The sequence below is a fragment of the Sebaldella termitidis ATCC 33386 genome (assembly GCF_000024405.1).
Taxonomy (GTDB): domain Bacteria; phylum Fusobacteriota; class Fusobacteriia; order Fusobacteriales; family Leptotrichiaceae; genus Sebaldella; species Sebaldella termitidis.
This window is the reverse complement of the sequence record NC_013517.1, coordinates 4008343-4035073: the sequence shown is the minus strand read 5'-3', so window position 1 is coordinate 4035073 and position 26731 is coordinate 4008343. Positions and strand designations below refer to the sequence as shown.

General features: G+C 34.6%; 28 protein-coding genes. 25 read left to right on the top strand and 3 right to left on the bottom strand.

The features are described from left to right. The first annotated feature begins 221 nt into the window (after nucleotides 1–221). From STERM_RS18830 to STERM_RS18800, 7 genes are all read left to right on the top strand, one after another. Nucleotides 222–758: a LysM peptidoglycan-binding domain-containing protein gene (locus tag STERM_RS18830; protein WP_012863211.1), complete on the top strand. Its 537-nt coding sequence runs from the start codon at nucleotides 222–224 to the stop codon at nucleotides 756–758. 115 nt (nucleotides 759–873) lie between these two features. Then, nucleotides 874–1239 carry a hypothetical protein gene (locus STERM_RS18825; RefSeq protein WP_012863210.1) on the top strand — a complete coding sequence of 122 codons (366 nt, stop codon included), beginning with the start codon at nucleotides 874–876 and terminating at the stop codon, nucleotides 1237–1239. 66 nt (nucleotides 1240–1305) lie between these two features. Continuing rightward, a complete protein-coding gene (locus STERM_RS18820) occupies nucleotides 1306–1695 on the top strand; it encodes a hypothetical protein (protein WP_012863209.1) in 390 nt (129 codons plus the stop codon). Nucleotides 1696–1910: 215 nt separating this feature from the next. Next, nucleotides 1911–2192 carry a peptidoglycan-binding domain-containing protein gene (locus tag STERM_RS18815; protein WP_012863208.1) on the top strand — a complete coding sequence of 94 codons (282 nt, stop codon included), beginning with the start codon at nucleotides 1911–1913 and terminating at the stop codon, nucleotides 2190–2192. 313 nt (nucleotides 2193–2505) lie between these two features. Continuing rightward, on the top strand, nucleotides 2506–3207 hold the full coding sequence (locus tag STERM_RS18810) for a carboxymuconolactone decarboxylase family protein (protein ID WP_012863207.1): 702 nt from the start codon (nucleotides 2506–2508) through the stop codon (nucleotides 3205–3207). A gap of 171 nt (nucleotides 3208–3378) precedes the next feature. Then, nucleotides 3379–3912 (top strand): cyclophilin-like fold protein, encoded by a 534-nt coding sequence (locus tag STERM_RS18805; protein WP_012863206.1) that lies wholly within the window; start codon nucleotides 3379–3381, stop codon nucleotides 3910–3912. 96 nt (nucleotides 3913–4008) lie between these two features. Then, entirely contained in the window at nucleotides 4009–4488 is a 480-nt protein-coding gene (locus tag STERM_RS18800; RefSeq protein ID WP_012863205.1) for a flavodoxin, read from the top strand. A 167-nt stretch (nucleotides 4489–4655) separates the two neighbouring features. Here the strand turns inward: STERM_RS18800 and STERM_RS18795 are convergent, their stop codons facing one another. Together STERM_RS18795 and STERM_RS18790 are read right to left on the bottom strand one after the other, a co-directional pair. After that, nucleotides 4656–5375, bottom strand: coding sequence for a hypothetical protein (locus STERM_RS18795; protein ID WP_012863204.1), 720 nt, complete (start codon nucleotides 5373–5375; stop codon nucleotides 4656–4658). Between the two features lie 64 nt (nucleotides 5376–5439). Further along, entirely contained in the window at nucleotides 5440–6420 is a 981-nt protein-coding gene (locus STERM_RS18790; RefSeq protein ID WP_012863203.1) for a LacI family DNA-binding transcriptional regulator, read from the bottom strand. 282 nt (nucleotides 6421–6702) lie between these two features. On the opposite strand from STERM_RS18790, the gene rhaB reads away from it, so the two are divergent. The 10 genes from rhaB (at nucleotide 6703) to STERM_RS18740 (ending at nucleotide 17363) form a co-directional block, all read left to right on the top strand. Beyond that, entirely contained in the window at nucleotides 6703–8160 is a 1458-nt protein-coding gene (gene rhaB / locus STERM_RS18785) for a rhamnulokinase (RefSeq protein WP_012863202.1), read from the top strand. Nucleotides 8161–8309: 149 nt separating this feature from the next. Continuing rightward, on the top strand, nucleotides 8310–9575 hold the full coding sequence (locus tag STERM_RS18780; RefSeq protein ID WP_012863201.1) for an L-rhamnose isomerase: 1266 nt from the start codon (nucleotides 8310–8312) through the stop codon (nucleotides 9573–9575). A 49-nt stretch (nucleotides 9576–9624) separates the two neighbouring features. Beyond that, the gene (rhaM, locus tag STERM_RS18775) at nucleotides 9625–9939 is read left to right on the top strand and encodes an L-rhamnose mutarotase (RefSeq protein ID WP_012863200.1); all 315 of its coding nucleotides are present in this window, start codon (nucleotides 9625–9627) and stop codon (nucleotides 9937–9939) included. Nucleotides 9940–10002: 63 nt separating this feature from the next. After that, nucleotides 10003–10827: a rhamnulose-1-phosphate aldolase gene (rhaD, locus tag STERM_RS18770; RefSeq protein WP_012863199.1), complete on the top strand. Its 825-nt coding sequence runs from the start codon at nucleotides 10003–10005 to the stop codon at nucleotides 10825–10827. Nucleotides 10828–10850: 23 nt separating this feature from the next. Then, the gene (locus STERM_RS18765; protein ID WP_012863198.1) at nucleotides 10851–12143 is read left to right on the top strand and encodes an ABC transporter substrate-binding protein; all 1293 of its coding nucleotides are present in this window, start codon (nucleotides 10851–10853) and stop codon (nucleotides 12141–12143) included. A 118-nt stretch (nucleotides 12144–12261) separates the two neighbouring features. Continuing rightward, nucleotides 12262–13353, top strand: coding sequence for a beta-galactosidase BglB (gene bglB / locus STERM_RS18760; protein ID WP_012863197.1), 1092 nt, complete (start codon nucleotides 12262–12264; stop codon nucleotides 13351–13353). 82 nt (nucleotides 13354–13435) lie between these two features. Then, nucleotides 13436–14371: an alpha/beta hydrolase gene (locus STERM_RS18755; RefSeq protein ID WP_012863196.1), complete on the top strand. Its 936-nt coding sequence runs from the start codon at nucleotides 13436–13438 to the stop codon at nucleotides 14369–14371. 272 nt (nucleotides 14372–14643) lie between these two features. Continuing rightward, nucleotides 14644–15798 carry an iron-containing alcohol dehydrogenase gene (locus tag STERM_RS18750; RefSeq protein ID WP_012863195.1) on the top strand — a complete coding sequence of 385 codons (1155 nt, stop codon included), beginning with the start codon at nucleotides 14644–14646 and terminating at the stop codon, nucleotides 15796–15798. 166 nt (nucleotides 15799–15964) lie between these two features. Beyond that, complete coding sequence (locus STERM_RS18745) at nucleotides 15965–16453, top strand: hypothetical protein (protein WP_012863194.1); 489 nt, start codon at nucleotides 15965–15967, stop codon at nucleotides 16451–16453. Nucleotides 16454–16631: 178 nt separating this feature from the next. Beyond that, on the top strand, nucleotides 16632–17363 hold the full coding sequence (locus tag STERM_RS18740; RefSeq protein ID WP_012863193.1) for a phosphatase: 732 nt from the start codon (nucleotides 16632–16634) through the stop codon (nucleotides 17361–17363). An 83-nt stretch (nucleotides 17364–17446) separates the two neighbouring features. Here STERM_RS18740 and STERM_RS18735 read toward each other — a convergent pair whose 3' ends face one another. Further along, complete coding sequence (locus tag STERM_RS18735; RefSeq protein ID WP_012863192.1) at nucleotides 17447–18283, bottom strand: histidinol-phosphatase HisJ family protein; 837 nt, start codon at nucleotides 18281–18283, stop codon at nucleotides 17447–17449. A gap of 772 nt (nucleotides 18284–19055) precedes the next feature. Here STERM_RS18735 and STERM_RS18730 point away from each other — a divergent pair. The 8 genes from STERM_RS18730 (at nucleotide 19056) to STERM_RS18695 (ending at nucleotide 26724) form a co-directional block, all read left to right on the top strand. Further along, nucleotides 19056–20348, top strand: a complete 1293-nt coding sequence (locus tag STERM_RS18730) for an NAD(P)H-dependent oxidoreductase (protein WP_012863191.1) — start codon at nucleotides 19056–19058, stop codon at nucleotides 20346–20348. A gap of 218 nt (nucleotides 20349–20566) precedes the next feature. Next, complete coding sequence (gene srlA, locus STERM_RS18725) at nucleotides 20567–21118, top strand: PTS glucitol/sorbitol transporter subunit IIC (RefSeq protein WP_012863190.1); 552 nt, start codon at nucleotides 20567–20569, stop codon at nucleotides 21116–21118. 11 nt (nucleotides 21119–21129) lie between these two features. Continuing rightward, nucleotides 21130–22140, top strand: a complete 1011-nt coding sequence (srlE, locus tag STERM_RS18720; protein ID WP_012863189.1) for a PTS glucitol/sorbitol transporter subunit IIB — start codon at nucleotides 21130–21132, stop codon at nucleotides 22138–22140. A 17-nt stretch (nucleotides 22141–22157) separates the two neighbouring features. Then, nucleotides 22158–22514, top strand: a complete 357-nt coding sequence (locus STERM_RS18715) for a PTS glucitol/sorbitol transporter subunit IIA (RefSeq protein WP_012863188.1) — start codon at nucleotides 22158–22160, stop codon at nucleotides 22512–22514. A gap of 236 nt (nucleotides 22515–22750) precedes the next feature. Further along, nucleotides 22751–23023 (top strand): hypothetical protein, encoded by a 273-nt coding sequence (locus tag STERM_RS18710; protein WP_012863187.1) that lies wholly within the window; start codon nucleotides 22751–22753, stop codon nucleotides 23021–23023. A gap of 138 nt (nucleotides 23024–23161) precedes the next feature. Further along, nucleotides 23162–24124 carry a thiamine pyrophosphate-dependent dehydrogenase E1 component subunit alpha gene (locus STERM_RS18705; RefSeq protein WP_012863186.1) on the top strand — a complete coding sequence of 321 codons (963 nt, stop codon included), beginning with the start codon at nucleotides 23162–23164 and terminating at the stop codon, nucleotides 24122–24124. Between the two features lie 248 nt (nucleotides 24125–24372). Continuing rightward, a complete protein-coding gene (locus STERM_RS18700; protein ID WP_012859516.1) occupies nucleotides 24373–25356 on the top strand; it encodes an alpha-ketoacid dehydrogenase subunit beta in 984 nt (327 codons plus the stop codon). Nucleotides 25357–25395: 39 nt separating this feature from the next. Beyond that, nucleotides 25396–26724, top strand: a complete 1329-nt coding sequence (locus STERM_RS18695) for a dihydrolipoamide acetyltransferase family protein (RefSeq protein ID WP_012859515.1) — start codon at nucleotides 25396–25398, stop codon at nucleotides 26722–26724. Nucleotides 26725–26731: the final 7 nt, after the last annotated feature.

Genomic DNA, 26731 nt, shown 5'->3' with positions numbered 1-26731 from the left:
AATAACTGTACTGTCCAAACCTGAAGATATACAGGATTTTAACAATACCTCTTATTGAGGTATTTTTTTATAGAATAATATCATATTTAAATACTATACAATTTTATTCCGGTATGTTAGAATACTTATAAATATCTACTAAGATTTTTTATAAAATTATACTGAGATAAATGTATATTATATAATTTATTTTAGAAAATTTCAGATAAACCGGGTGATATATGAAAAAGATGAAGACAGCCGTTTTGGGAATATTTTTTTCAGGGATAATATTTACTGTCTGGTCAGATATATTCAGCAATAATCAATATCAGAAAAAATACTCATATGATTTTACACTGAGAGCTGATGCAGAGGAAGAAATAACAGGACTGAAAAATATAAAAACAGTAAACGGAATTACCGAGAGAGAATATACAGTTCAAAAAGGCGACAATATCTACAAGATTACTAAAAAAACAGGACAGAGTCTTACTGTTCTCCTGCTTAACAATCCGGATATGGAAATGGATAATATCGCAGCAGCAGGGAACGTGCTCAGAGTGTATTCGGATAACATAATTACATACAGAAAAGCCGGAAACGAAAAATTTTCAGATATAGACAAAAAATTTGGTCTTGCCGAAGGTGAAACAGAAGAATTGAATTCAGGAAAAGATATAGACGGAACAGTCTATGTAAAGGCAGAAGAAAATAAAATGAAGCTTTATTTGATACAGCAGGAAGAAAGCCGGAAACTGAAAATACTTCGTCAGTAACTGAAAAAATAAAAAAGAATTTTATTTTATTCACAATAAATTCACATGAATATGAAATAATTATCGTGTACATAAAAGGGTTTGATATATATATAAATAAAAATAAGGAGGAAGTATGAAAAAAACTTTTGTATTGCTATTTTTACTGTTGACAGTAACAGCATTTTCAAAGACTTATTACGGGAAAGAGGAACCTATAACCACTGTTTACAGTCAGATGAATCTGAAAAGACCTGTTTTGAAAAATCAGGCAGCACAGGGAATAGTTGATGAGTTCACAAGAATAACTTATGAATCTGTACAGGATTATGCAGAGACACCTGAAAAGGATTACAGTAAGCTTGATGATTATTACATGGGCAGAACAAATGCAGTGCTTGACAAACTGGATAAAAATATTAACACTATGAGTGAAGCTGATGCAGAGAAGATATTGGATCATCTTAATAAATTAGAAGCAATCGTAGATCAGTTTCAGTAAAACAAGAAAATGAAAGAGTACAAAAGAAACACAGTCTATTAAGCATAAAAGATTTGAGGAGGAAAAATGAAAAAAGTTCTGGTTGCTTTGTTTTTGTTATTGGGAGTAATAGCATATACAAAACCTTATTACAGCAACGGCAAAGAAGAAAAAATACAGACAGTATATAATGTGGTGGGACTTACAAGACCTGTAATGGAAAGTCCTGTGGCACAGGAAGTAATGGATGACTTTACAAGACTGGTATATGATGCACAGGTAGATTCTATGCTGACGTCAAAGGAAGATTTTGTAAAACTTAATAAGTATTATGATAAAAGGGCAAACACAATACTTGATAAATTCGTAAAAAACAAAGACAGTTTCAGTGACCGTGATATGAATCAGATTATGAACGGGCTTACTTATCTGAAAGGAAAGCTGCAGGAATATACGAGTGCATGGGTAAAGAAATAAAATAATAGTGAGAATTTATGATGAGGATATCCGGAAAAGAGCAGTTCTAATTATTAACCGGAGCGGAAAACAGATTTACTTGTTTAATCACTGGATTAAAATTAAATCTGTTTTTTTATTTCCTATTTTGTACATGTAATTTTAAAGTAAATTTAGATTTACAAAGAAATTCAAAAAAGTATATAATAGAAAAAAGATTTAAAAAGGAGAAGTTTATGAGAAAATTAAGATTAGCTGCATTTTTGTTATTAACGGCGGTTTTGAGTTTTAGTGTAATAAATGCTGCCGCACCGTCTAAAACACAGTCGGTAACAAAAGAAAAGAGAAGAACAAATTTTGTAGAGATACAGAAAAGACTGAAAAACATGGGATATTATACAGGAAAGCTTGACGGAATAAACGGAAGTCTGACTAAAAAGGCTATTCAGACGTATAAAAACAATCAGGGGACAGATAAAAAACTGGAACAGCTTCTTGCAAGAGAGGGATTAAATTAAATAATAAGAAATATTGAGAGCGTAAGCTCTCTTTTTCTTTTATCAGCCGGTTTATTTGTAAAACTGAATTCCAAAAAATAAAACTTAGATTTTATAGTATTGTAAGATGTTATTAGAAAATAAAGTGAAAAAATTAAATTATTTTTCGGAAAAATCAGTATAATTGAAAATATGCTTAAAAAGCATGGTAATCAATGCAATATAAGTATTTGATATTGGAAAAATTATATATTAAACTTATAAAGGGAAGTAGTGAATACACGTATCTTCTCTTTCAAAATTTTTTGCAATAAAAAATCAGGAGGATTCAATTATGGAAAATAAATTACTGATACTTTTAATCTCATTATTTACTTTTGGTTTTACATCGGCTGCGGGTATAATGAAAAAAGAAGGCTTAACTGAAAAAGAACAAAAAATAGTAATGATTTCTGCATTTACAGCAGACGGAAATCTTGAAAAATTAAATAAAGCTTTGAACGAAGGGCTTGATGCAGGACTTACCGTGAATGAAATAAAGGAAGTTTTAGTTCATTTATATGCTTACAGTGGTTTTCCGCGCAGTTTAAACGGATTAGCGACTTTTATGGAAGTCTTGAAAGATAGAGAAGCGAGAGGAATAAAAGATCAGGACGGAAGAAATTCAACACCAGTTCCCAAGGATAGGGACAGTGTTAAATATGGTACTGATGTTCAGACAGAATTAGTAGGAATGCCTGTCACAGGAGAAATTTATAGCTTTGCTCCGGATATAGATGAATATTTGAAAGGGCATTTATTTGGCGATATATTCGGCCGCGATATTTTGGATTACAGAACAAGAGAAATAGTAACAATATCTGCTCTGACTAGTATGAATGGTGTAAATCCACAGCTTGCTGGTCATTTTAACATAGGAATGAATACCGGGATAACAAAAGAAGAGATAGAAGAAATAATAGTTATTTTTAAAGAAAAAATAAACAGAAAACAAGCAGACAATGCTGAAAAAGTCTTTGAGTCCGTTCGAAAATAGCCGGATGAAACGATAGTCGGTATAAAAAACTGTATGTATCTTCAAAGAGTTACTTAATTAGACCGGCTGGAGATATTTTTTATAGAAAAACAGGCTGTAAATTTAAAATAGTTTAAAAAATATTTGTTTTTGTTCTGAAAATCAGTTATAAATTAAAGAGAGGAATAAAATATGAAAAAAATATCTGTAATAATAATTTTGATATCTTTTTTGGGAATTATTGTGATTATAGCTAATAACAGATATGATCAGATAAATTCTGTTTTGAAAAATAGAAAAATAGAGATATCGGATAATAAAAATTTTCAGAAAATAAGCGGGAATAATAATAAAAAAGAGGCGGATAAAATGGAGGACATAAGGATAAAACTAACTTTTAATAATAAGGAGATTATTGTCAGAATGAATGATAATAAGACAGCTAGAGATTTTATAGAATTGCTTCCGTTAAAATTAGATTTTAGAGATTATGCGGGTACAGAAAAAGTCAGTGATCTTCCGAAAAAATTATCTAAAGACGGAGCACCCTCCGGAAGCAAGCCGTCAGCCGGAAGCTTTGCCTACTATTCTCCATGGGGAAATTTAGCAGTTTTTTATAAGGATTTTCAATATTCAAACGGATTAATTATCTTAGGTGAAACAGAGGCCGGATTAGAAAATCTGAAAGATATTGACGGCGAAGTTAAGGTAGAAATTCTTCAGTAATTTAAATATAAAAAAATAAATAGAAAAACGGATTGTCAGCAGCGGGAAATTCGTAAACTATTAAAGCCGTAATTATAATGAAAGTGAGGAGATAACATGAGTAAAAAACTTGTAGCATATTTTAGTGCAAGCGGTGTAACAAAAAAAACAGCCGAAAAAATAGCATCATCTGCAAAAGCCGATATATTTGAAATCGTCCCGGAGCAGCTCTATACTGATAATGATCTGGACTGGCAGAATTCTCAGAGTAGAAGTTCTGTCGAAATGCAGGATAAATCAAGCCGCCCGCCCATAAGCAGTAAAATTGAAAAAATTGATGAATACGATGCTATTTTACTGGGCTTCCCGATTTGGTGGTATGTAGCTCCAACAATTATAAATACTTTTCTGGAAAGCTATAATTTTTCCGGCAAGAAAATCGCTTTATTTGCTACATCAGGTATGAGCGGAATGGGAAATACAACTTCAGAATTAAAAAAATCTTCCCCTAATGCAGTTTTTATTGCAGAAAAACGATTCGCATCTTCTGCTTCTCAGGAAGAAATAGAAAAATGGCTTAATGATCTGGATATTTGACAGCTAAAAATTATTAAGGAGAAAAAATAATATGTATTTTACAGAGCTGGATTATTACTGGAAGAAGATATAAAATAAAAGGATTGAATCTGTATTATACAGAGCTCAATCCTTTTCAAATTCTTGAAGTAAATATTTAATTTTTAGAATTATTATCCTGATAAGAACTAACCGGAAATTTTGGCAGAAAGCCAGAAGTGTCCGCTTAAGATATAGTCTTTTTGCAAGACAATACCATCTTTTATCAGATCAGGAGAAATAACAACATCAATTTCTCCGCCCAGTGTTTTTACCAAAGCATAATAAAAATCCAGTCCTGTAACAGAATTTTTTCTTTTTTCAGCTGTTTTTATTATTCCTCCGAACATAGCATGAGCTGTTGCTGTTTGTCCGTCATCGGTAAACAGTCCTGTGGGAATAAAATGTTCTGTGGCAAATTTTGGTTCAGAAGTATTTTTCTTATTATAATCTTCTTCAGATTCATAAATATCGACATTATGAGCAAATGCCGAAAGCTGAATACTGCACGTTTTGGGAAATTCAACTTTTCTGACTTTCATATCAGGTATATCCACAGCAAAGGGATACTGCCCTTCTACTGACTGGCAATGAAGCGAGCCGTCCATTGCGGGCCTTTCCTCATCCTTTATTTCACGTTCCAGTATTGCTTTAAATGAAGAACTGCCTGAAAAATGAGGATTTAATCCAGCCTCATTATCAGAGTCCAGCTGTCCCCAAAGCTCTGCGCCGTTTCCCATATCCCAGAAATAATACATACCGTATTCGGTATTAATTTCTGTACCATGTTCTAAACATTTTGAAAATAATTCTTCCATTTCTTCCATGGAATTAATTTTAACACCAATTGCTTCAAAGTGACTTGGCATAAACTTCACGCTCCTTATAATGCAGTATTTGATCAATTATGCACCGGACAATGACTGCCGGAGTTTAATTTTTTTCTACAAGCTCAGGGATAATATCGATCTGTCTTGTAGTATTCTTTTTATTTAATATATTTTCCAAAATCAGATTTATAGACTGTGAAACCAGAGTATCAAGATCAGGTGAAACACAGCTGATTTTGAAGCCGAGATTATCCAGAAAATCGGTATTATCAAAAGAAACAACTGTAATATCCTTGTTTATTCTCAGGTTATTCTGCATGATTAATTTAATAACTATCTGCAGTATTATATTATTACAGCATATTAATGTCTTGGGATAATTTTTTTCGGTAATAACAGATTTTAAACTTTTTTCTATTTTGCGTGAATCATAAAAATCCGCAAAGACAATATGACCGCTGGAAATTTCAATTCCATTCATATAAAGGGCTTCTTTATACCCTTCTATCCGTTCCATACTGATATTGGAGTTTTTATCACCGGTAATAATGGTAATATCTTTCTTTCCTTTTTTTATAAGATATTCGGTAAGTGCGAAAACACCTCTTATATTATCTACATAAACACCGTCAAAACTGGCGTCTTTTAATTTTCTGTCCATAAGAATAAACGGATGGACAAAAGTAAGAAGCTCTTTTTTTATCTTAAACTTTTCGTCATTTTTACTGGAGCTTATGAGAATCATACCATCGATATTTTTATTGCTTAGATTTTTTATTACTTCTATTTCACGTTCTATATCATCATTAATATCAAAAACCAGTATATCGATATTTTTATTTTCAACTTCAATAAGAATTTTTTTCAGGAGAGTGGAAAAAAAATAGTTTGATAAAGACGGAACAATAAAAGCTATTGTTTTCGTTGTTTTTTTCAATATTGGTATTTCCTGTTTCTCCAAATCCTTAACTAAATCCAGAATATTTTTTCTTGTTTTTTCACTAATTCCTTTTTTATTATTGAGAACTCTTGAAACTGTAGAAGTAGAAACATTGCATAATTTTGCGATTTCTTCTAAAGTCATTTTCAGCCTCCCTGCAGAATATATTAAGCTAGTACAGTATCTTATTTAGAATCAGGAAAATAATAAATGATACCAGTGCAGCAATTAGTTAATTATATAAAGTTTTTGAATATATTTCAACATAAATTTTCAAAATGCCTATTGACAAAATAAAAAATCAAGGTTATAAATTAGTGCAAGAATAAAGAAAAATATTTTGCAAAATTATGCAAAAATAAAGATGATAAAAAATGAAAATCTGTAAAAATGCAGATATATCAGGAATGAATATAGGGAGGTAGCATGGCAAAGTATCTTGCGGCAGATATAGGAGCCTCAAGCGGAAGAATATTTGAAGCGGTACTAAATGACAGAAAGATAGAATTGAGAGAAATATTCCGGTTTGATGATTACCTGAGGTATGAAGAAAAAACTTATTTTTGGGATATTGAGAAAATTTACGGTTCTATAATATCAGGTTTAAAAAAATATTTTAATGAAAATGCAGAAGATGGTCTGAGTATAGGAATAGATACCTGGGGAGTGGACTTTGTAATTCTGGACGGTAAAGACCGTATGCTTGGCAAGGCTGTTTCTTACAGAGATTCAAGAACGAACGGTATGATGGAGAAAGTTTTCGGAATTATGGCAAAAGAGAAAATTTATGAAAAAACAGGAATTCAGTTTATGGAATTTAATACTTTATTTCAGCTCTATGCACTGAATTTGAAAAATAAAGAACTTTTGGAAAAAGCTGAAACGTTTCTTATGATTCCTGATTATCTGAACTATCTGCTGACAGGAGAGAAGATAAATGAAATAACAAATGCATCAACTACACAGATGATGAATTATAAAACAGGCTTTTGGGATGATGAAATAGTAAAAATTACCGGCTTTGAAAAGATAAAGAATACAAAGCTGGGAAAAGCGGGAGATACTGTCGGTAATATAAGCAGCACGGTACAGAGGGAGCTTGGCGTGAAAAACCTTGCTGTAATACTTCCGGGAACACATGATACCGCATCTGCCATTGCAGCAGTACCGTATTCCGGAGAAGAAGGAACAGCAGCATATATAAGCTCGGGAACGTGGTCTCTGATGGGCATAGAAAGCGGGTATATAGTAAATGAAAAATCATACGGGCTGAATTTTACCAATGAAGCCAGTGTGATAGAAAATAAATCGAGATTTTTGAAAAATATTATGGGATTATGGCTGATCCAAAGGGTAAAAAAAGAATATAACGATGAATTTTCATTTTCTGAAATAGCTGCTCTTGCAAAAGAAGAAAAAGATTTCACATCTCTTATTAATCCTAATGATGACAGATTTCTGAATCCTGAGAATATGAGAAAAGCAATAAGTGATTACTGCATTGAGACTAATCAAAAGGCACCGGAAAACATCGGGCAGTTTGGAAAGCTTATATTCCACAGTCTTGCATTTCTTTATGCCAAGACTTTGAAAGAGCTGTCCGAATTAAGCGGACTTACAATAAGAAGCCTGAATATAATAGGAGGAGGATCGCAGAATGAATATCTGAACCAGCTTACTTCAGATGCAGCAGAAATAAAGGTTATTGCAGGGCCGGTAGAAGCAACTGTTCTGGGAAATGTAACAGTTCAGGCTTATGCAGGAGGCGAAATAAAAAGCATAGAAGAAGGAAGAGAAATAATCAAAAACTCGTCAGGACTGAAATACTACAGACCTGAAAGAGATTTGAAAGATCTGTATAAAAAATTTCTTGAATTATGTTAATCAAAAATTGCATGTAATAATAAAAAATTCTTTTCCGGTGTTTTGCCATATCAAAATCTAAAGGAATAAAACCGCAAAACACCTGATACAGCTTATCTAATCTGATTTTACGGGGAAGATTGGGGAAATATAACTGACAGGAGGAAATAATGCAGAATAAGGAAAATATTATAAAAAGCTATGAGCTTGCAAAAGAACAATACGGAAAAATAGGTGTGGATACAGATGAAATATTAAAAAGACTGGATGAAATAATGATTTCTGTTCATTGCTGGCAGGGAGACGATGTGCAGGGGTTTGAAAATCCGGAGGGAGCATTAACCGGCGGAATTCAGGCTACAGGGAATTATCCCGGAAAGGCAAGAAGCGCCGACGAACTGAGACAGGATCTGGAAATGGTATTTAAGCTTGTACCCGGAAAACATAAGGTAAATCTTCATGCGATATACGGAGAGTTTGGAGGAGAAAAAACAGGAAGAGACGAGATAAAGCCCGAACACTTTAGGAATTGGGTAGAATGGGCAAAAAAAATGAATCTTGGTCTTGATTTTAACCCGACATTATTCTCACATCCCCTTGCAGAAGAAGCGACTTTATCACATCCTGACAAAAAAATAAGGGATTATTGGATAAAGCACTGCAAAGCTTCGAGAAAAATAGGGGAGTATTTCGGAAAGGAGCTTGGTATTCCGTGTGTAACTAATATATGGATTCCCGACGGATATAAGGATATACCCGTAGACAGATATATGCCGAGAAAACGTCTGAAAGAATCACTTGATGAAATTATGAAAGAAAAAATCAACCCTGAATATAATCTTGATGCAGTGGAATCAAAGGTATTCGGTCTGGGGCTGGAATCTTACACTGTGGGATCACATGAATTTTATATGGGTTATGCTGTGGAAAATAAAACACTTTTGTGTCTTGATGCAGGACATTTTCATCCTACGGAAGTAATATCGGATAAGATACCGTCAGTGCTCTTATTTCTTGATCAGATACTGCTTCATGTAAGCAGACCGGTAAAATGGGACAGTGATCATGTTGTTATTCTGGATGACGAGCTGAGAGCAATAGCAAATCAGATTATAAGATATGATTTTGATAAAAGAGTGCATATAGGGATAGATTTCTTTGATGCAAGTATAAACAGAATAGCAGCATGGGCAATAGGAGTAAGAAACACAAGAAAGGCATTAATGCTTGCTCTTTTGGAGCCAGTGGAAAAATTAAAGGAAACAGAGCTTTCGGGAGATTTCACAAGCAGACTTGCACTTCTTGAAGAATATAAAATGTATCCTGCCGGAGCAGTATGGGATTATTACTGCAGTGTAAAGAATATCCCAGCAGGGGAAGCATGGCTTGAGATTGTAAAGGAATATGAAAGAAATGAATTAAGCAAAAGAAGCTGATTTGAAAAGATAAAAATGTAAAAGGGGCTTATCTGGGAAGGAGGCAGTTATGATAAGAAAAGCGCTTAAAATGAAAGTGTACAGTCAGTATCACGGGGAATATAAAAGGAGACACGATGAAATCTGGGAATCATTGAAAAATGTTTTGAAAAGCCACGGGGCACATAATTATTCAATATTTCTTGACGGAGAAACAGACAGTCTTTTTGCTTATGTGGAGCTGGAAAGTGAAGAATTATGGAATAAAGTAGCCGAAACAGAAGAATGCAAAAAGTGGTGGGATTTTATGAAGGATATCATGGAGACAAACAATGATAACAGTCCGAAATCTGTGGAACTGAAAGAGGTTTTTTATCTTAAATAAAGTGTTTTTTTCCGGTAAAGCCGTAACACCGGATTGGAAAATGCATAATGAAAGCGAGGAAATATGAAAAAGGATATATTTGAAGCCGGTTTTTTGAAAGAAATGGTAAAGGTAATACACGATATGTGGCTGAAAGGATGGGATGAAAGAAACGGCGGAAATGTCAGTTACCGTATAAAAAATGAGGAAGCAGAGGAGTATATACAGGAAACAGAGAACACAGATTATACAGATTTGAATTTTGAAGTGCCGAATCTGGCAAATGAATATTTTCTTGTCACAGGATCCGGAAAATTTTTTCGAAATGTGATACTTGATCCGGAAGATACACTGGGTATAATAAAAATAAATGAAAACGGGACAAAATACAGAAAAGTATGGGGTTATAAAAACGGCGGAGTGCCTACAAGCGAGCTTCCTACACATTTGTCGGCACATTCGGTAAAAAAATCACTGTGCGGGGATAAAAGCAGGGTAGTAATGCATAATCATGCTACTAATCTTATATCACTTACATATGTTCTGGATCTGAATACGGAGACGTTTTCAAAGGAGCTCTGGAAGATGAGTACAGAGTGTCTTGTGGTATTTCCGGAAGGAATAGGCGTAATACCTTGGGTAGTTCCTGGAACTGTGGAAATAGGAAATAAGACAATGGAAAAGATGAAAGACTTTAATCTGGTAATATGGCCGTTTCATGGGATATTCGGAACGGGGGCAACGCTTGATGAAGCTTTTGGACTTATAGATACAGCTGAGAAAGCAGCGGAGATACTGGTGAAAGTCATATCGATGGGAGGAAGAAAGCAGGAAATAACTGACAGAGAGCTGGCAGATCTGGCAGAAAGTTTTGGAGTAACACCGCGTAAAGGAATTTTAAAATTATAAAATATAATAATTAGGAGGACCTGATGAAAAGTAAAATTTGTTTATTGATATTAACATTATTATTTTTAATTGGATGCGGAGAGAAAAAAAGCAGCGGTACCGGGGGAGACGGAGGAAAAGAAGTAGAATTAAGAGTAATGTGGTGGGGGTCTGATGCAAGACATAAAGCTACATTAGATGCAATAAAGCTTTTTGAGGAAAAAAATCCCGGAATAAAAATAAAGGCTGAATATTCAGGGTATGAAGGGTATCTGGAAAAACTGTCTACACAGATGAGCGGAAAAACAGCTCCTGATGTTATGCAGGTAGACTGGAACTGGCTGTATATTTTCTCTAAAAACGGAGACGGTTTTTATAATGTGAAAGACCTGAAAGACTTTGATCTCAGTAATTATGACGAGGCAATTCTGAACCATACTGTTATAAAAGATAAACTTAATGCTGTTCCGGTAGGGCTGAACGGAATGGGCTTTTATTATAACCAAAGCGTATTTGATAAAGCAGGGGCAAAATTTCCTGAAACAGCAGATGAACTTTTTGCAGTAAATAAAATGTTTAAAGAAAAGCTCGGTGACGATTACTATCCTCTTGATGTATCAGATGAAAAAGTAAACTATTATTTTATAAATTATTATCTTCTGCAAAAAACAGGAAATAATCTGATAAATGAGGAAAATAAGATAGGGATCACAAAAGAAGAGCTTGCAGATGCTTTGAGATTTTATAAGAGAATGGTTGATGAAAAGGTTACATTATCTACGAAAGACAGAGCGGGACTTGGAAATGTTCCCGGAGATCAGAATCCTCTGTGGGTAGACGGGCATATCGGCGGAACCTATGAATGGTCTTCGAGAACAGGGGTATTTCAGGACACTCTTAAGGAAGGACAGGTGGCTTCCGGGAACTATATTAAAGGTTTAGGCGATCATAATGCAGCATTCATAAGACTGAATATGGCATTTGCAGTAAATAAAAATACAAAACATCCCGAAGCAGCAGCAAAATTTTTGAATTTTATGCTTTCTGATCCTGAGGCTACTAAAATACTCGGAATGACAAGAGGAATACCTTCAAATAAAAAAGCTCTTGAGGTATTGGAGCAGGAAAATATGATAACAGGAATATCAAAAGAAGTACTTGATAAGGCTCTGGCATATCAGGGGAAAATGATAAGCCCTTATTATGAGGACGAAAGACTTATTAAGATATTTGCAGGTTATGTGCAAAAAATTGATTATGGTCAGATTGACATAGACAAGGCGGCAGAAGGGATTATTGCTGATATGGAAGCAGCATTAAAGAATATTTTGAGATAATAAAAATACTCCGGCAGATACAGGTTTTTTCATAAAAGAATACCTCTCTGTCCGGGTATGCTATAATAAGTAAAGCTGAATTTGAATTACCGGAATACACGGGAGAGGAGAAATAAAATTGTTGCTTAAGCAGAAAGATATAGAAAATTATATTGATTTATTACTGGAAAATCTGAAAAATCTGAAGGATGAGAAGCTGGAATTTGTGTGGCATCTTGAGGACGGCTCTATTTATGATACAAAAAGTTTTAACGGATGGGAATGGACGCAGGGAGTGGCTCTTTACGGAATATATAAATATTATGAACAAACAGGAGATAGAAAGCTTCTGGATTTACTGACAGAATGGTATGACAGAAGATTCGAAGAGGGACTGCCTGAAAAAAATGTAAATACTGTGGCACCTATGCTTACACTGGCGTATTTATATGAAATAACAAAAAATCCCAAGTATCTTCCCTATCTGGAAATATGGGCAGAGTGGGTAATGCACGGAATACCCCGTACTAAAGATGACGGAATACAGCATAAGGTGTTTTTGAGTGAAAATAAAGATCAGCTTTGGGATGATACACTGATGATGAGTGTTCTTCCTCTGGCAAAAATAGGAAAGCTTTTAAACAGGCCTGAATATATAGAACAGGCTAAAAAGCAGTTTTTGGTGCATATAAAGTATCTTTTTGACAAAAAAACCGGTCTGTGGTTCCATGGCTGGACATTTGACGGAAATCATAACTTTGCAGAAGCATTATGGGGAAGGGGAAACTGCTGGGTAACTATTGTTATTCCCGAAATAATTGAAACTCTGGATCTGAAGGAAGGGGATTTTTTCAGGGAATATCTGATAGATACACTGAAAAGACAAATAGAAACACTTGCAGAGGTTCAGAATGAAAACGGATTATGGCACACTCTTCTTATGGATAATTCCTCTTATGTGGAAACTTCGGCAACTGCGGGTTTTGCATTCGGTATTTTGAAAGCCATAAGAAAGCGTTATATAGACAGAAAATATGAAGATACAGCATTAAAAGCTGTTAATGCTGTGATAAATAATATAAATGAGGACGGCGAAGTGCAGAATGTATCATTTGGCACAGCTATGGGAAATGATCTTCAGTTTTATAAGGATATTCCTATTACTCCGATGCCTTACGGACAGTCCCTGTCGGTATTGTGCCTTGTAGAATATCTGAATTATTTTAAATAATAAGAATTTTTCATAAAAAACAGGCTGTTTTTAATCCTTGAGCAGAGCAGCCTGTTTATGAAATTTTTTAAAGGAGGAAGAAATGCCTTTGCATCCTGAAGTAGCCAGAAATTTGGAACAAAATCCCATACCAAAGAATTTTAGTCCTACAGTGGAAGAAATGAGAGTGGCGGATTGGGATATGCCTCTGGAACAAAGAACAAAAATAGATAAAATAAGCAATGATCATGTGAAAAATAATACTTATGAAATTCCGGTAAGAATTTATGAATATAAAGATGATGGTAAAATAAAGCCTGTGATAATATTTTTTCACGGGGGAGGATTCGTGCGCTGCAGTGTGGAAACACATGATGATATGTGCAGAAATCTGGCAAAGTATACAGGCTGGAAAGTGATATCGCCTGAATACAGACTTGCTCCCGAGTATAAATTTCCTGTTCCTTTGGAAGACTGCTGTAAAGTGGTGGAATGGGCTGCAGAGAATGCAGAGCGGTTAAGGATAGATCCGGAAAGAATTGCTGTGTGCGGGGATAGTGCTGGAGGAAATCTTGCCGGAGCAGCAGCTAAAAAGTTTAAAAATAACAGGAAAATAAAAATATCAAAGCAGATACTGATATACCCTGTTATTGATTTTTACAGTAAGAACAGTGAAACAAAATATGAGTCATATAAAAAATACAGCTGGGGATATGGTCTTTCAAGCAGCAGCATGCACAGATACTGGAGTTTTTATCTTGGAAATAAAGAGGATGAAGATAATATCTATGTTTCTTTAAGCAGGGATAATAATCTTTTCGGACTTCCCGAGACCTTTATAATATGTTCTGAGTATGATCCGCTTAGTGACGAAGCTCGGCATTATGCCGAATGTCTGGAAAAAGCTTCGGTCAGAGTAGAGTTCGCGAGATATTCCGGTCTCAATCATGCTTTTATGCATGCTCTCCCATATTTGGAAGAATGTCGTGAGATATATAATAATATATCTGTTTTTTTGAATAAAGAAAAAAAATTATAAAAAAATATGATTTATATTTATAATAAATATCAGTATTCTGATTAACTTAATTGAAGTATAGTGTTAAAGTTTTTTATTGTCGGGGAATTGACAAAAGGTTTTATTATGATATACTTTTATAAAGTACTCATGTTTTTCTTTTCAATTAACCTGTAAAATCTCAGTATTCCGAAATAAAGTAAAAAAATCTTGTATTTATGAATAAAGCAGCAAAATATTTATATTTTTTAAGTGGTTTTCAAATATATTATAAAATAGATATGGAGGTATTTATGAAAGTAAGCAGAAGGATTTACTGGCCTGCAGTCACTCTGATAGGGCCTGGGTGTGTAAAAGAAATAGGAGGAGATATTAAGGACTTAGGTTTGAAAAAAGCTCTGGTAGTAACAGATAATGTTCTTGTTAAGATCGGAGTAGTGAAAAAAGTAACTGATGTACTGGATGAAAGCGGTATAAATTACGTTGTAGTAGATGATATACAGCCTAATCCTACAATGAAAAATATTCATGACGGTCTGAACACTTACAAATCTGAAAATTGTGATTTCGTAATATCAATCGGAGGTGGTTCACCTCAGGATGCAGGTAAGGCAATAGGTCTTCTGGCTACAAACGGCGGTGAAATCAAGGATTACGAAGGAATAAACATGTCAAAACACAAATCTGTACCTATAATTGCAATCAATACTACAGCCGGTACTGCAAGCGAGGTTACTATAAACTATGTTATAACAAATGAAGATACACATATAAAAATGGTTATGGTTGATAAAAACTGTCTTGCAAGTATAGCTGTAAGCGATCCTGAGCTGATGACGGGAAAACCTGCTGATCTTACTGCGGCTACAGGAATGGATGCGCTGACACACGCTATAGAAGCATATGTTTCTACAGGCGCATACGAGCTTACAGATGTTCTTGCACTGGAAGCTGTAAAGCTGATAGGCGAATCTCTTGAGGATGCCGTAAAAGACGGGAATAATATAGAGGCAAGATCAAAGATGGCATATGCTTCTTATATAGCAGGAATGTCTTTTAACAATGCAGGACTGGGATATGTGCATTCGATGGCACATCAGCTCGGCGGTTTCTATAATCTTCCGCATGGTGTATGTAATGCAATACTTCTTCCTCATGTGGAAAAATTTAATTCCGCAAATACAGGTGATAAACTGAGAAAAGTAGCGGAAATACTCGGAGAAAATGTAGAGGGACTGTCTGTGGAAGAAGCAAATGCAAAGGCTATAGAAGCTATAATGAAGCTGTCTGAAAGAGTGGGAATACCTAAAGGGCTGAAAGAACTCGGGGTAAAAGAAGAGGACTTTAAGGTAATGGCAGAAAATGCACTGAAAGATGTGTGTGCCGGGACAAATCCAAGAGAGGTTACTCTGGAAGATACAATAGCTCTGTATAAAGAGGCACTTTAAATAATTAAGCTGATAAAATAAGAGACTCCTGAAAAATATACAGTTTTTTCAGGAGTTTTGTTATAAAGTAAAAATATATATGATAAAATATTAATACGGTATAATTTTCTTTAGTACAGATTTATGAATGCCGGAATAATTTTTCAAGATTGGGGAAATGATGTTAATGACTAAGCCTGCACCTGAAATGATTGAAGAGTGGAAAAATATATATGAACAATATAAGGATAAGCTCTATCCCGATAAAAAAAACGTAACAGAGCTTCTGAACTATCTTAATCAGAAGTATGCGCTGACGGAGATATTTGATGAAAAGTTAGATTTTGTCATCAAAGGCAATGCGGCAGAAAATCCTCTTTTAGAGTATCGTCCAAAAAAGGATATGCTGAAATCCAGAGGCTTCTACATCAATAACAGCGGAGCAGGTAAAAAATTATATGAAAAACAGGATAAAATTTTTGCAGGAAGTAAGATTATTGTCGGTATCGAATATGAAACAAATTTTTTTCTGGTAGAGGGAAGCAGTTTTTTGTATGATGAGCTTACAGCTTTTCATGGTCTGAATGAAAAGGAACTGTCCAATTACTTTCTAGTAGCTCAGTATATTTCCTGTCTTTCTAAATTTGGCAGGCTGGATAGTGTTATTAATAAATAACAGAAATGTATTTTTGCATGATTTTTCAGGACATAATTAAAAAAAGAACAGAGATACTGGCTTGATTTTCACATTGTAATTCATTTCAGATTGTAGTAAAATTAAGAAAAAAGAGAGATTGGCAATATCAGAAAATATCATGGTCAGTTTACAATAAAAAGCTGAAAAGGAGAAAATAATGAGAAAATATGAACTGGATGTACATACTCATACTATAGCAAGCGGGCATGCTTACGGGACGATAACTGAAATGGCCAAGGCAGCTTCGGAAAAAGGACTGAAAATACTGGGGATAACAGAACATACTACGGGAATTCCGGGAACTTGTGATGAATTTTACTTTGGAAATATGGTAGTGGTTCCGAGAAATATGTTTGGAATAGAGCTTATGCTCGGTGCAGAGATAAATATTCTGGATTATAAAGGGACTCTGGGGCTGGATGAATGGTATTTCAAGCACTTGGATATACGTATAGCCGGTATTCACGAGATGTGTTATAAATCCGGAACTATTGCTGAAAATACACAGGCAATAATAAATACAATAAAAAATCCTGTGATAGATATTATCAGTCATCCGGATGACGGCAACTGTCCTCTTGACTATGATGAAGTAGTTCAGGCAGCAAAAGAATATCATGTACTGTTAGAAATAAACAATAATTCTTTGAGAAGCAGCAGAAGAAAAAATGTGTTTGAAAATTCGGTAAAAATTCTGGAATTATGCAGACAGCATAATATACCTGTATTAATAAGCAGTGATGCACATTATATGACTGATATTGCCAATTTTGACAATGTGGAAAAGGTTCTTGAAACTGTAAATTTTCCGGAAGAGCTGGTGATAAACAATTCGGCGGAGAAGTTTCGGGAATTTATAAAAAGAAACAGGGAAAGAGAAAAAATATAATTATAAATATCTTTATATTAACAATAAAAAAAATAGATCCTCGGTCTTATAGGCTGACAGATCTATTTTTTGATTTTTAAAAATCATAACTCATGAAAAACAGGCTTCATTTTATCAAATGTACAAAAGTAACGAAAACCTATATTTTTTAATTCCTGCTGGATTAGCGCAATGTGGCTGCCGACACTCTTGGCATTATGCGCATCGGACCCGATAGTAATGATCTTTCCGCCTAATTCATAATATAACGACAGAATATCTCTTGACGGTGTCAGATCTTCCAATTTATATGCAAAGCTGGAAGTATTGACCTCTATGCCTTTATTTTCCTTAATTATCTTTTTTAGAATTTCGGTGATAATATCTTTGGATTTTTCAAAAGGATATCTTTTTTTGTTATATCTCTGGATCAGGTCAAGATGCCCGAGAACACTATAATCATTATACTGATGTATACAGCTGTAAATTTCCTGATAGTATCCCAGATTATACTCATCTTCTGTTTTTCCCTCCTGATAGGCATAATTCCAAAATTCCTTATTATCAGACTGGTGACATGAAAGGATAATGAAATCTAAATCATAGCTGTTAAATAAATTCCGGAATTTTTCGACTGTATGTGTCTGAATTCCAAACTCCAGCCCTTTTTTTATTATGATCCGGTCTTTATATTTATTTTTTAAAATTTCTATTTCTTTAAAATAATCAGGATAATTCACATTTAATACTTTTTCATATCTGACCTTTTCCTCATCATTCATCTGCCTGAAAATATCGTGGTCTATTTTTATATCATAATCCACATGATCTGTAAAACATATTTCGGAAATATTTTTCTCTATTGCACTTTTTATTATTGCTTCCATTGGTTCGACAGAATCATCACTGTATTCTGAGTGTATATGATAATCTGCTAACATTATATCTACCGCCTTTCGAAAAATATAATTCATTATAACATATTATTACATCTTGTTTAACTACAGACAATGAAGATTTGATAACAGGAGTTGTTCCCAAAATATTTATAAATGCAAAAAATGACTATTAATAAGTAAAAAAATGAAATTATAAATTTGTATAATAAATACTTTTCAAAATCAAGAAACGAGGTAAAATATATTATTAATGTATGGAGGTGAAATGTAAGACAGACCAAAAATAAAAATAAAAGAAGGAGGAAAAAACAGATAATAGCAAAAGTAAAAATGATATGTGGTATTGCCAGTATAAATATTTTATTATTCGAGTAATAAAAGGGGAAAATTGGCTTTGTACTAAAAGAGCCACTTTTTTATATACTGTATAATTATTTTTACAAATGCAAACATAAAAGTAAAGAAATATTTATATATGTTATACTTAAATCCATTATATTATTTATTTACTTATAATAAAAATGATAAAAAATGATTATTTTTATTTTTGATTTTAGTTATCTTTTAGTTTGATAATAAAAAAAATATAAAATAAAAAAACATTCGAATATCTGTAAATCACTAATAGTAAGTAAGAAAGAACAAAAATAAAATAACTTCCTTTAATTATAAAACGAATATTTTTACAAATGTTAACGATGTTTTCAAAAAGAAAAATAATATTGACAATGGTAAAAAATGAAGTATAATTAATTATCAAAAGTAAAACGTGAAAACAAATGTAAAAATAAAAATATATTTTAGGAGGAAGTTTATGTTAGGATTGAACTATAAGCTGGAAAAGCTTGAGAAAGCCGGAACACCAATACTTACAGGAATAATAGGTGCAGGACAAATGGGTCAGGGAATGGTAAGCCAAATGTATCTTATGGAAGGAATGAATCCTGCAATAGTAGTGGATATAAATACAGAGCTGGCTAAAAAAGCTTTACTGCACGCAGGAGTGAGCGAAGATAAAATAAAGTATACAAAATGCTCATGTGAAGCTGATGAATGGATAGCACAAGGAAACTTTGTTGTAACAGATGATTCGAAAGTAGTAACAGATTCTAAAAAAATAGAAGTTCTGATCGAAGCAACAGGAGTAACAGAAGTAGGGGCTAAGATAGCACTTGATACTATCATGGGTAAAAAACACTTAGTAATGTTGAATGCTGAAACTGATGTAGTTATCGGACCATTATTAAAAAAACTGGCTGATAATGCAGGAGTAGTTTATACAGGAGCAGCAGGAGACGAACCTGCAGCAACAAAAGAATTATATGATTTTGCAAAAGCAGCAGGATTCGATGTAAGAGTAATAGGAAAAGGAAAAAATAATAAAATTGATAAAGACTGTAATCCTGATACAGTAGCCGAAGAAGCTGAAAGAAGAGGAGTCAGTGCACATATGCTTGCTTCATTTAAAGAAGGAAGTAAAACAATGGTTGAATTAGCAGTAATGTCAAATTCTACAGGATATATACCTGATGTAAGAGGAGCACACGGAATAAAAGGTGAAGTAAATGATGTACCAAAAGTATTCAGTCTGAAAGAAGAAGGAGGAATACTTAGTAAATACGGTGTAGTAGATTTCGTAGACGGAATAGCACCAGGAGTATTCGTAGTAGTATCAAGCAAACTGGAGGAAGTAAGAAAAGAGATGAAATATCTGGACATGGGAGACGGGCCGAACTACATCTTATACAGACCATATCACCTGTGCAGTCTTGAAACACCATTATCAGCTGCAAAAGCAGTAATAGACCATGAAGCTACAATAGCACCAATGGGAGGACTTGTTTCAGAAGTAATTACAATAGCTAAAAAAGATCTTAAAGCAGGAGAAAACTTAGACGGAATCGGAGGATATACAGTATACGGTTCGGTGGAAGTATATGAAACAGCAAAAGAAATGAACGCACTTCCTGTAGGATTGATAACTAAAAAAACAAAGCTGGTAAAAGATGTTAAAAAAGGTGAAGTAATAACTTATGATATGGTAGAGCTTGATGAAAGTTCATTCATACTGCAGTTAAGAAGAGTACAGGACAAATTATTTGGTTAATTTTTAGAAAGGAATAAATAAATTCTTGTAATTTTATCGGAAAATGTATCTGTAAAGATACAGTAAAAATCTTAGTGCATAAAAGAGGATCTGAATTTTAGTACCTTGTCTGCTATAATTTTGAACTGGGGTATAAAACAGGGTACAGGTGTTTTGGCATTGATATTTGAAATTTTAATCATGCAGAAACTAGTAATTAAAAATATAGGAGGTTTAGGATGTTTGGTATTATCGATTTTATATCAAAAATCGCAACGCACTTTATAGGTTTGTTCCAACAAGGCGGAGAAGTATTTGCCGGCTGGGTTTCAGGAATAATTCCATTACTTGTGGTATTGATGACAGGAATAACGGCTGTTATAAAGTTAATCGGGGAAGAAAGGGTAAATACAGCAGCTAGATGGGCATCTAAGAATATAATTACAAGATATACATTACTACCAATATTAGCAGTATTATTTTTAACTAACCCAATGTGTTACACTTTTGGGAAATTCGTTGAAGAAAAGTACAAACCGGCATTTTATGATTCGGCAGTTTCATTTGTTCACCCGGTGACAGGTTTATTCCCGCATGCTAATGCAGGAGAGCTGTTTGTCTATATGGGAATCGCAAACGGGATAACACAGTTAGGGCTTCCAATAGCAGGTCTTGCAACAAGATATTTCCTTGTGGGGATACTGGTTATTTTCATAAGAGGAGTATTGACAGAAAGAATAACTCTTATACTAATGGGTAGAAAATCTAAAAAAGTAGCTAAAGCTGGGTGAGGAGGATGAGTATGTATAAAGCGGTAAAAATAGAAAAAGGTCCGAATGGATGGGGTGGTCCGTTAATTATCACTCCTACTGAAAAAAAGAATAAGATAGTAAGTATAACCGGGAAAACAATTCATCCTTTAGCATATAAACTGGCTGAACTGACTGGCTGCGAGATAGTTAACGGATTTGTTACGGGAGTACCTGAAGATGAAATAATGGTGGTAATAGTAGACTGCGGCGGAACAGCAAGATGCGGCGTGTATCCAAAGAAAAGAATATTTACTATAAATGTAATGCCTGTGGGACAGGCTGGTCCATTGGCGCAGTATATAACTTCAGATATTTACGTATCAGATGTAAAAGATAAAAACGTAACTCTTGCAGAAGAAGGAGAAGTAACTGCAGCTGCGGAAACTGATGCTATGGAAGGAATGACAAATAAGCAGAAAGGTGAAGCACTGAAAAAAGAAGCAAGAGAAAAGCTGGCAGATACGAAGTATGAAAAAGAAGGTTTTCTGACTAGACTTGGAAAAGCTACAGGCGGAGTAATTGCTGTTTTCTATCAATCAGGTAGAGAAGTAATAGAAACTGTAATAAAAAATATATTACCGTTTATGGCTTTTACAAGTATGCTAATAGGGATAATTCTGGGTACGGGAATAGGAGATTTCATAGCTAACAAACTTGCTCCGCTTGCAGGAAATATGATAGGACTGCTTATAATTTCCATAATATGTGCAATACCTGTATTTTCACCATTATTAGGTCCGGGAGCTGTTATAGCTCAAGTAGTAGGAGTGTTGGTAGGAACTCAGATAGGTCTTGGAACTATACCGGCATCACTGGCATTACCGGCACTGTTCGCTATTGATCCACAGGTAGGATGTGACTTTATACCGGTAGGACTAAGCTTGGGAGACGCAGAAGCTGAAACAATAGAAGTAGGGGTACCTGCAATACTGTTCTCAAGACTGGTAACCGGTCCGCTGTCTGTAGTATTGGCTTATATAGCAAGTATAGGATTATTTTAGTCGGAAAGGAAAGGTACATGAATTATAACGTTAAGGTTAACAAAATCGGAATGAGCGCAATGGAATTATACGAGGAATGCGGATGTTTGATAATATTTGATGATATAGCACCTGAGGAACTGGCTGAAATAGCTGTTTTGCACGAAGAAGGTGAAATAAAAAGAGATATAAAAGTCGGAGATGAAATAATTCTCGGGAAACACGGATATAAAGTAACGGCTGTAGGAACAGAAGCTATGCTTACTCTGAAAGAACTGGGACATTGTACATTTAAGTTCACAGGGAAGTCTGAAGCAGAAGTTCCGGGACAGATCGAACTTGCAGGAGAAAATCATCCGGTGATTGAAATAGGAGATTATATAAGTTTTAAATAGTATTTATATAGAAAAATTATTAAGACAAATTGTAGAAAATTAAATTTTACAGAAAGCACAGACTCATATGGAAATTTATGAGTCTGTGTAAATAAAAAGAGTATTGGAATAAAAAGTAAAATTTAATTTCCGGATACTCTTTTTGTTTCAAAGAAAATAAAAAATTATTATATTAAACGGGTTATTATTGGAAAGAAAAATATCATAAATATATACTGAGCTCGGGAGGAAATAGTATGAAAAAAGTATTAGTGGCAGCAGGGGTATCTGTCAAAAAAATGAATTATACAATGCAGACAATATCGGAATACTGCAGAGGAAGAAATATAGATGTGGAAGTAAGAGGGAGAAATGTATACGAAATAAATAAGGAAACAAAGATTCCCGACGTAATAGTAATATTAGGTAAAAACCATATAGAAACAAAGGTACCCGTGGTATCAGGAAATGAAATAGAAACAAAAAACGGGATTAAAACAGTATGTGAAGAAGTGATCCGTTATTTATAACAATAAAAATAACTTTTTAGGATTTTCCTTCTTAAATATTCTCTTTTAATCCGGGTTTTATCAGGGGAAAGTCTGTGTAAAAATAAGTATCGGTTAAAAGTGGGAATTCAAGAATGAAAAAGCAAAGGAGAGAGAGAAATGAAAGTAAAAAAAGAAACATATCGAGAAATGTACAAAAGAATGAATGAGGCAAGAGCCTTTGAACAAAAAGTATCATGGTTCTTTTCAAGAGGAATGGTTCACGGAACTACACACCTTTCTATGGGTGAGGAAGCCTCGGGAGTAGCTCCCTGCATGGCACTTGAAGACGGCGACTTAATTACTTCTACACACAGAGGACACAGTCAGGTAATAGGTAAAGGAGTAGACCTTAATAAAATGATGGCCGAGCTTCTTGGTAAGGCTACGGGTTACTGTAAAGGTAAAGGCGGTTCTATGCACATTGCCGATATTGATTCTGGAAATCTCGGAGCTAACGGTGTAGTGGGTGGAGGACATGGTCTCTCGGTAGGTGCTGCATTAACACAGCAAATGAAAAAAACAGGAAAAATTGTACTTTGCTTTTTTGGGGATGGTGCTGCTAATGAAGGCAGTTTTCATGAGGCTCTTAATCTGGCATCGATATGGAAGCTTCCTGTTATCTTTTATTGCGAAAACAATCTTTACGGTATGTCTATGTCAATGGAAAGACACATGAATATTACAAATATCGCAGACAGAGCATCAAGCTACGGTATTCCCGGACATATAGTTGACGGAAATGATGCTGTGGGACTTTATGATAAAATGCTTGAAATATTTAAGTATGTAAGGGAAGGAAACGGACCTGTACTTGTGGAAAGCAAAACTTACAGATGGCTCGGACACTCAAAGAGTGATGCCAATGTATACAGAACAAAGGAAGAAATAGAGGACTGGAAATCAAAGGACCCTATAGAAAGAATGAAAAAGTATCTTGTAAGCGAAAAAATATTTAAAGAGGCGGAATTAACTGCAATAGAGGAACAGGCTAAGGCAGATATAGAAAAGGCAGTGGAATTTGCTAATAATTCACCTGATCCTGAATTGGAAACAGCATTGACTGATGTATATGCTGATTAAGCATAAAAAGTAAGCAAGAACACAAGCACCCTGTTTTATCCGCATTTTGAAATATGAGTGTCGGGTTGGGGCACAAGTGTTTTGACATTGAGAGGTCTATGTTTTTTGAAATTAAGTTAGACAAAACACTAGCACCCTGCCTTATCTGTATTTTAAAATATGAGAGTCAGCTTGGGGCACAAGTGTTTTGACATTAAGAGGTCTATGTTTTTTGAAATTAAGTTAGACAAAACACTAGGAGGAAAAAAATGAGAGAAATAACATATGCAGAAGCAATCAGAGAAGCTATGTCGGAAGAAATGAGAAGGGATGAAAATGTATATCTGTTAGGGGAAGATGTAGGTATATACGGCGGAGCCTTTGGTGTATCTGTAGGAATGATAGATGAATTCGGTGAAGAGAGAGTAAGAGATACTCCGATATCTGAAGCAGTTATTGCCGGTGCTGCTGCTGGATCGGCAGTTACAGGTATGAGACCAATAGCAGAACTTATGTTTATGGACTTTTCTACTATTGCTATGGATGCCATTGTTAACCAGGCAGCTAAAATGAGATATATGTTCGGCGGTAAAGCACAGGTTCCCTTTGTATTAAGATGTCCTGCAGGATCAGGTACAGGAGCTGCCGCCCAGCATTCACAAAGTCTGGAAGCATGGTTCTGTCATATTCCGGGACTGAAAGTTGTTGCACCTTCTACACCTTATGATGTAAAAGGTCTTCTAAAAAGTTCTATCAGAGATAATAATCCTGTTATCTTCGTGGAACAGAAGCTTCTGTACAGAACAAAAGGCGAAGTACCTGAGGAAGAATATACTATCCCTTTAGGTGTTGCTGATATAAAAAGAACCGGTAAAGATGTTACTGTAGTTACATATGGAAGAATGCTTCCGAGAGTTCTTGAAGCAGCAGAAGAAGCAGCAAAAGACGGAATAGATGTAGAAGTAATTGATCCGAGAACACTTGTACCTCTTGATATAGAAACAATAAAGAATTCTGTAATCAAAACAGGAAGACTTATAGTAGTTAATGAAGCGGTAAAAAGAGGAAGCTATGCAGGGGAAATAGTATCAGAAGTAGTGGAAAGCGAAGCATTTGATTATCTTGATTCAGAGATAATAAGACTTTCGGGAAAAAATACACCTATACCATATAACCCTAAGCTGGAAGCCTATGTAGTACCAAGTAAGGAAGATATAACAGAAGCAATATATAAGGCAATGAACAGAAAATAAAAGAAAACCGCTTTTAGAACTTTCTAAGAAGGAGGAAACATGTCAGTAGAGATAATAATGCCAAAGGCAGGAATGTCAATGGAAGAAGGAACAATAGTAAAATGGCTGAAAAGTGAAGGAGATGAAATAAAAGAAGGGGAGCCTATAGTAGAAATATTAACAGATAAGGTTAATATGGAAGTAGAGGCTGAAAGCTCAGGTTTTCTGATAAAAAAAGTAAGATTTGAAGATGAAGTGCTGCCGGTATTTACAGTAATAGGATATATAGGTGAGAAAGGTGAAACCGTAAGTGAAAGAGAAGAAAAAGCCAAAACAGCGGAAGTAATCAAGGATGAAAAGAAACCTGACAAAAAGGAAACAGAAGAAAACTCTGTCTTCTTTAATAAATCTCTTATGCAGTCAGATAAACTAAACAGGGCAACACCAGCAGCAAGAAAGAAAGCAAGAGATAATAATCTGAACCTCGGGGATATACCAGGCTCAGGACCGAAAGGAAGAGTCCAGCTTGCAGATGTGGAAAGCTTCGCAGCAGGAAGTACAGTAAAGGCTACTCCTCTTGCAAGAAAAATAGCAGGACAGGAAGGAATAGACCTGGACGGTATAAGCGGAACAGGAGCAAAAGGAAAGATATTCAAAAGAGATCTTGTTCTTAATGCAGCTCCGGAAATAATATCAAAAGAAGCAGAGCTGAAACCATATTCAGGAATAAGAAAAGTAATAGGGGACAGAATGACAGAAAGTCAGTTCTCAGCACCGACATTTACACTTAATATAGAAGTAGGAGTAAATAAATTACTAAAACTGAAAGATAAAATAGCCGCACCGCTGATGGATGAAACAGGAGAAAAGCTGACAATAAATGATCTTCTTATTCTGGCAGTAAGCAGAGGAGTAAGAAAATACCCGGATATAAATGTATCATTAACAGATAAAGGAATCCTTTGTCATAAAGAGATAAATGTAGGCTTTGCAGTATCAGGGAACGGGGTATTAATGGTGCCTGTAGTAAAGAATACAGAAGATAAAGGAATAAGAAATATACTTACAGAAGGAAAAGATCTGATCAAAAAAGCAAGAGAAGGAAAACTGGGAGCAGCAGAACAGAGCGGAAGTACAATAACATTAAGCAATCTTGGAATGTATGGAGTTCATTACTTTAATCCGATAATAAACCAGCCAAACAGCTGTATAATAGGAGTAGGAACAATAGAAGAAAAGCCTGTGGCAAAAGCAGGAAAAATATCAGTAAAGAAAGTAATTTACCTTAGTGCAACATTTGATCACAGAGTAATAGACGGAGCACTTGGAGCAGAGTTTATGCAGTATGTAAAGAAATTAATAGAAGACCCTTATAGTCTGTTAATATAATAGGATA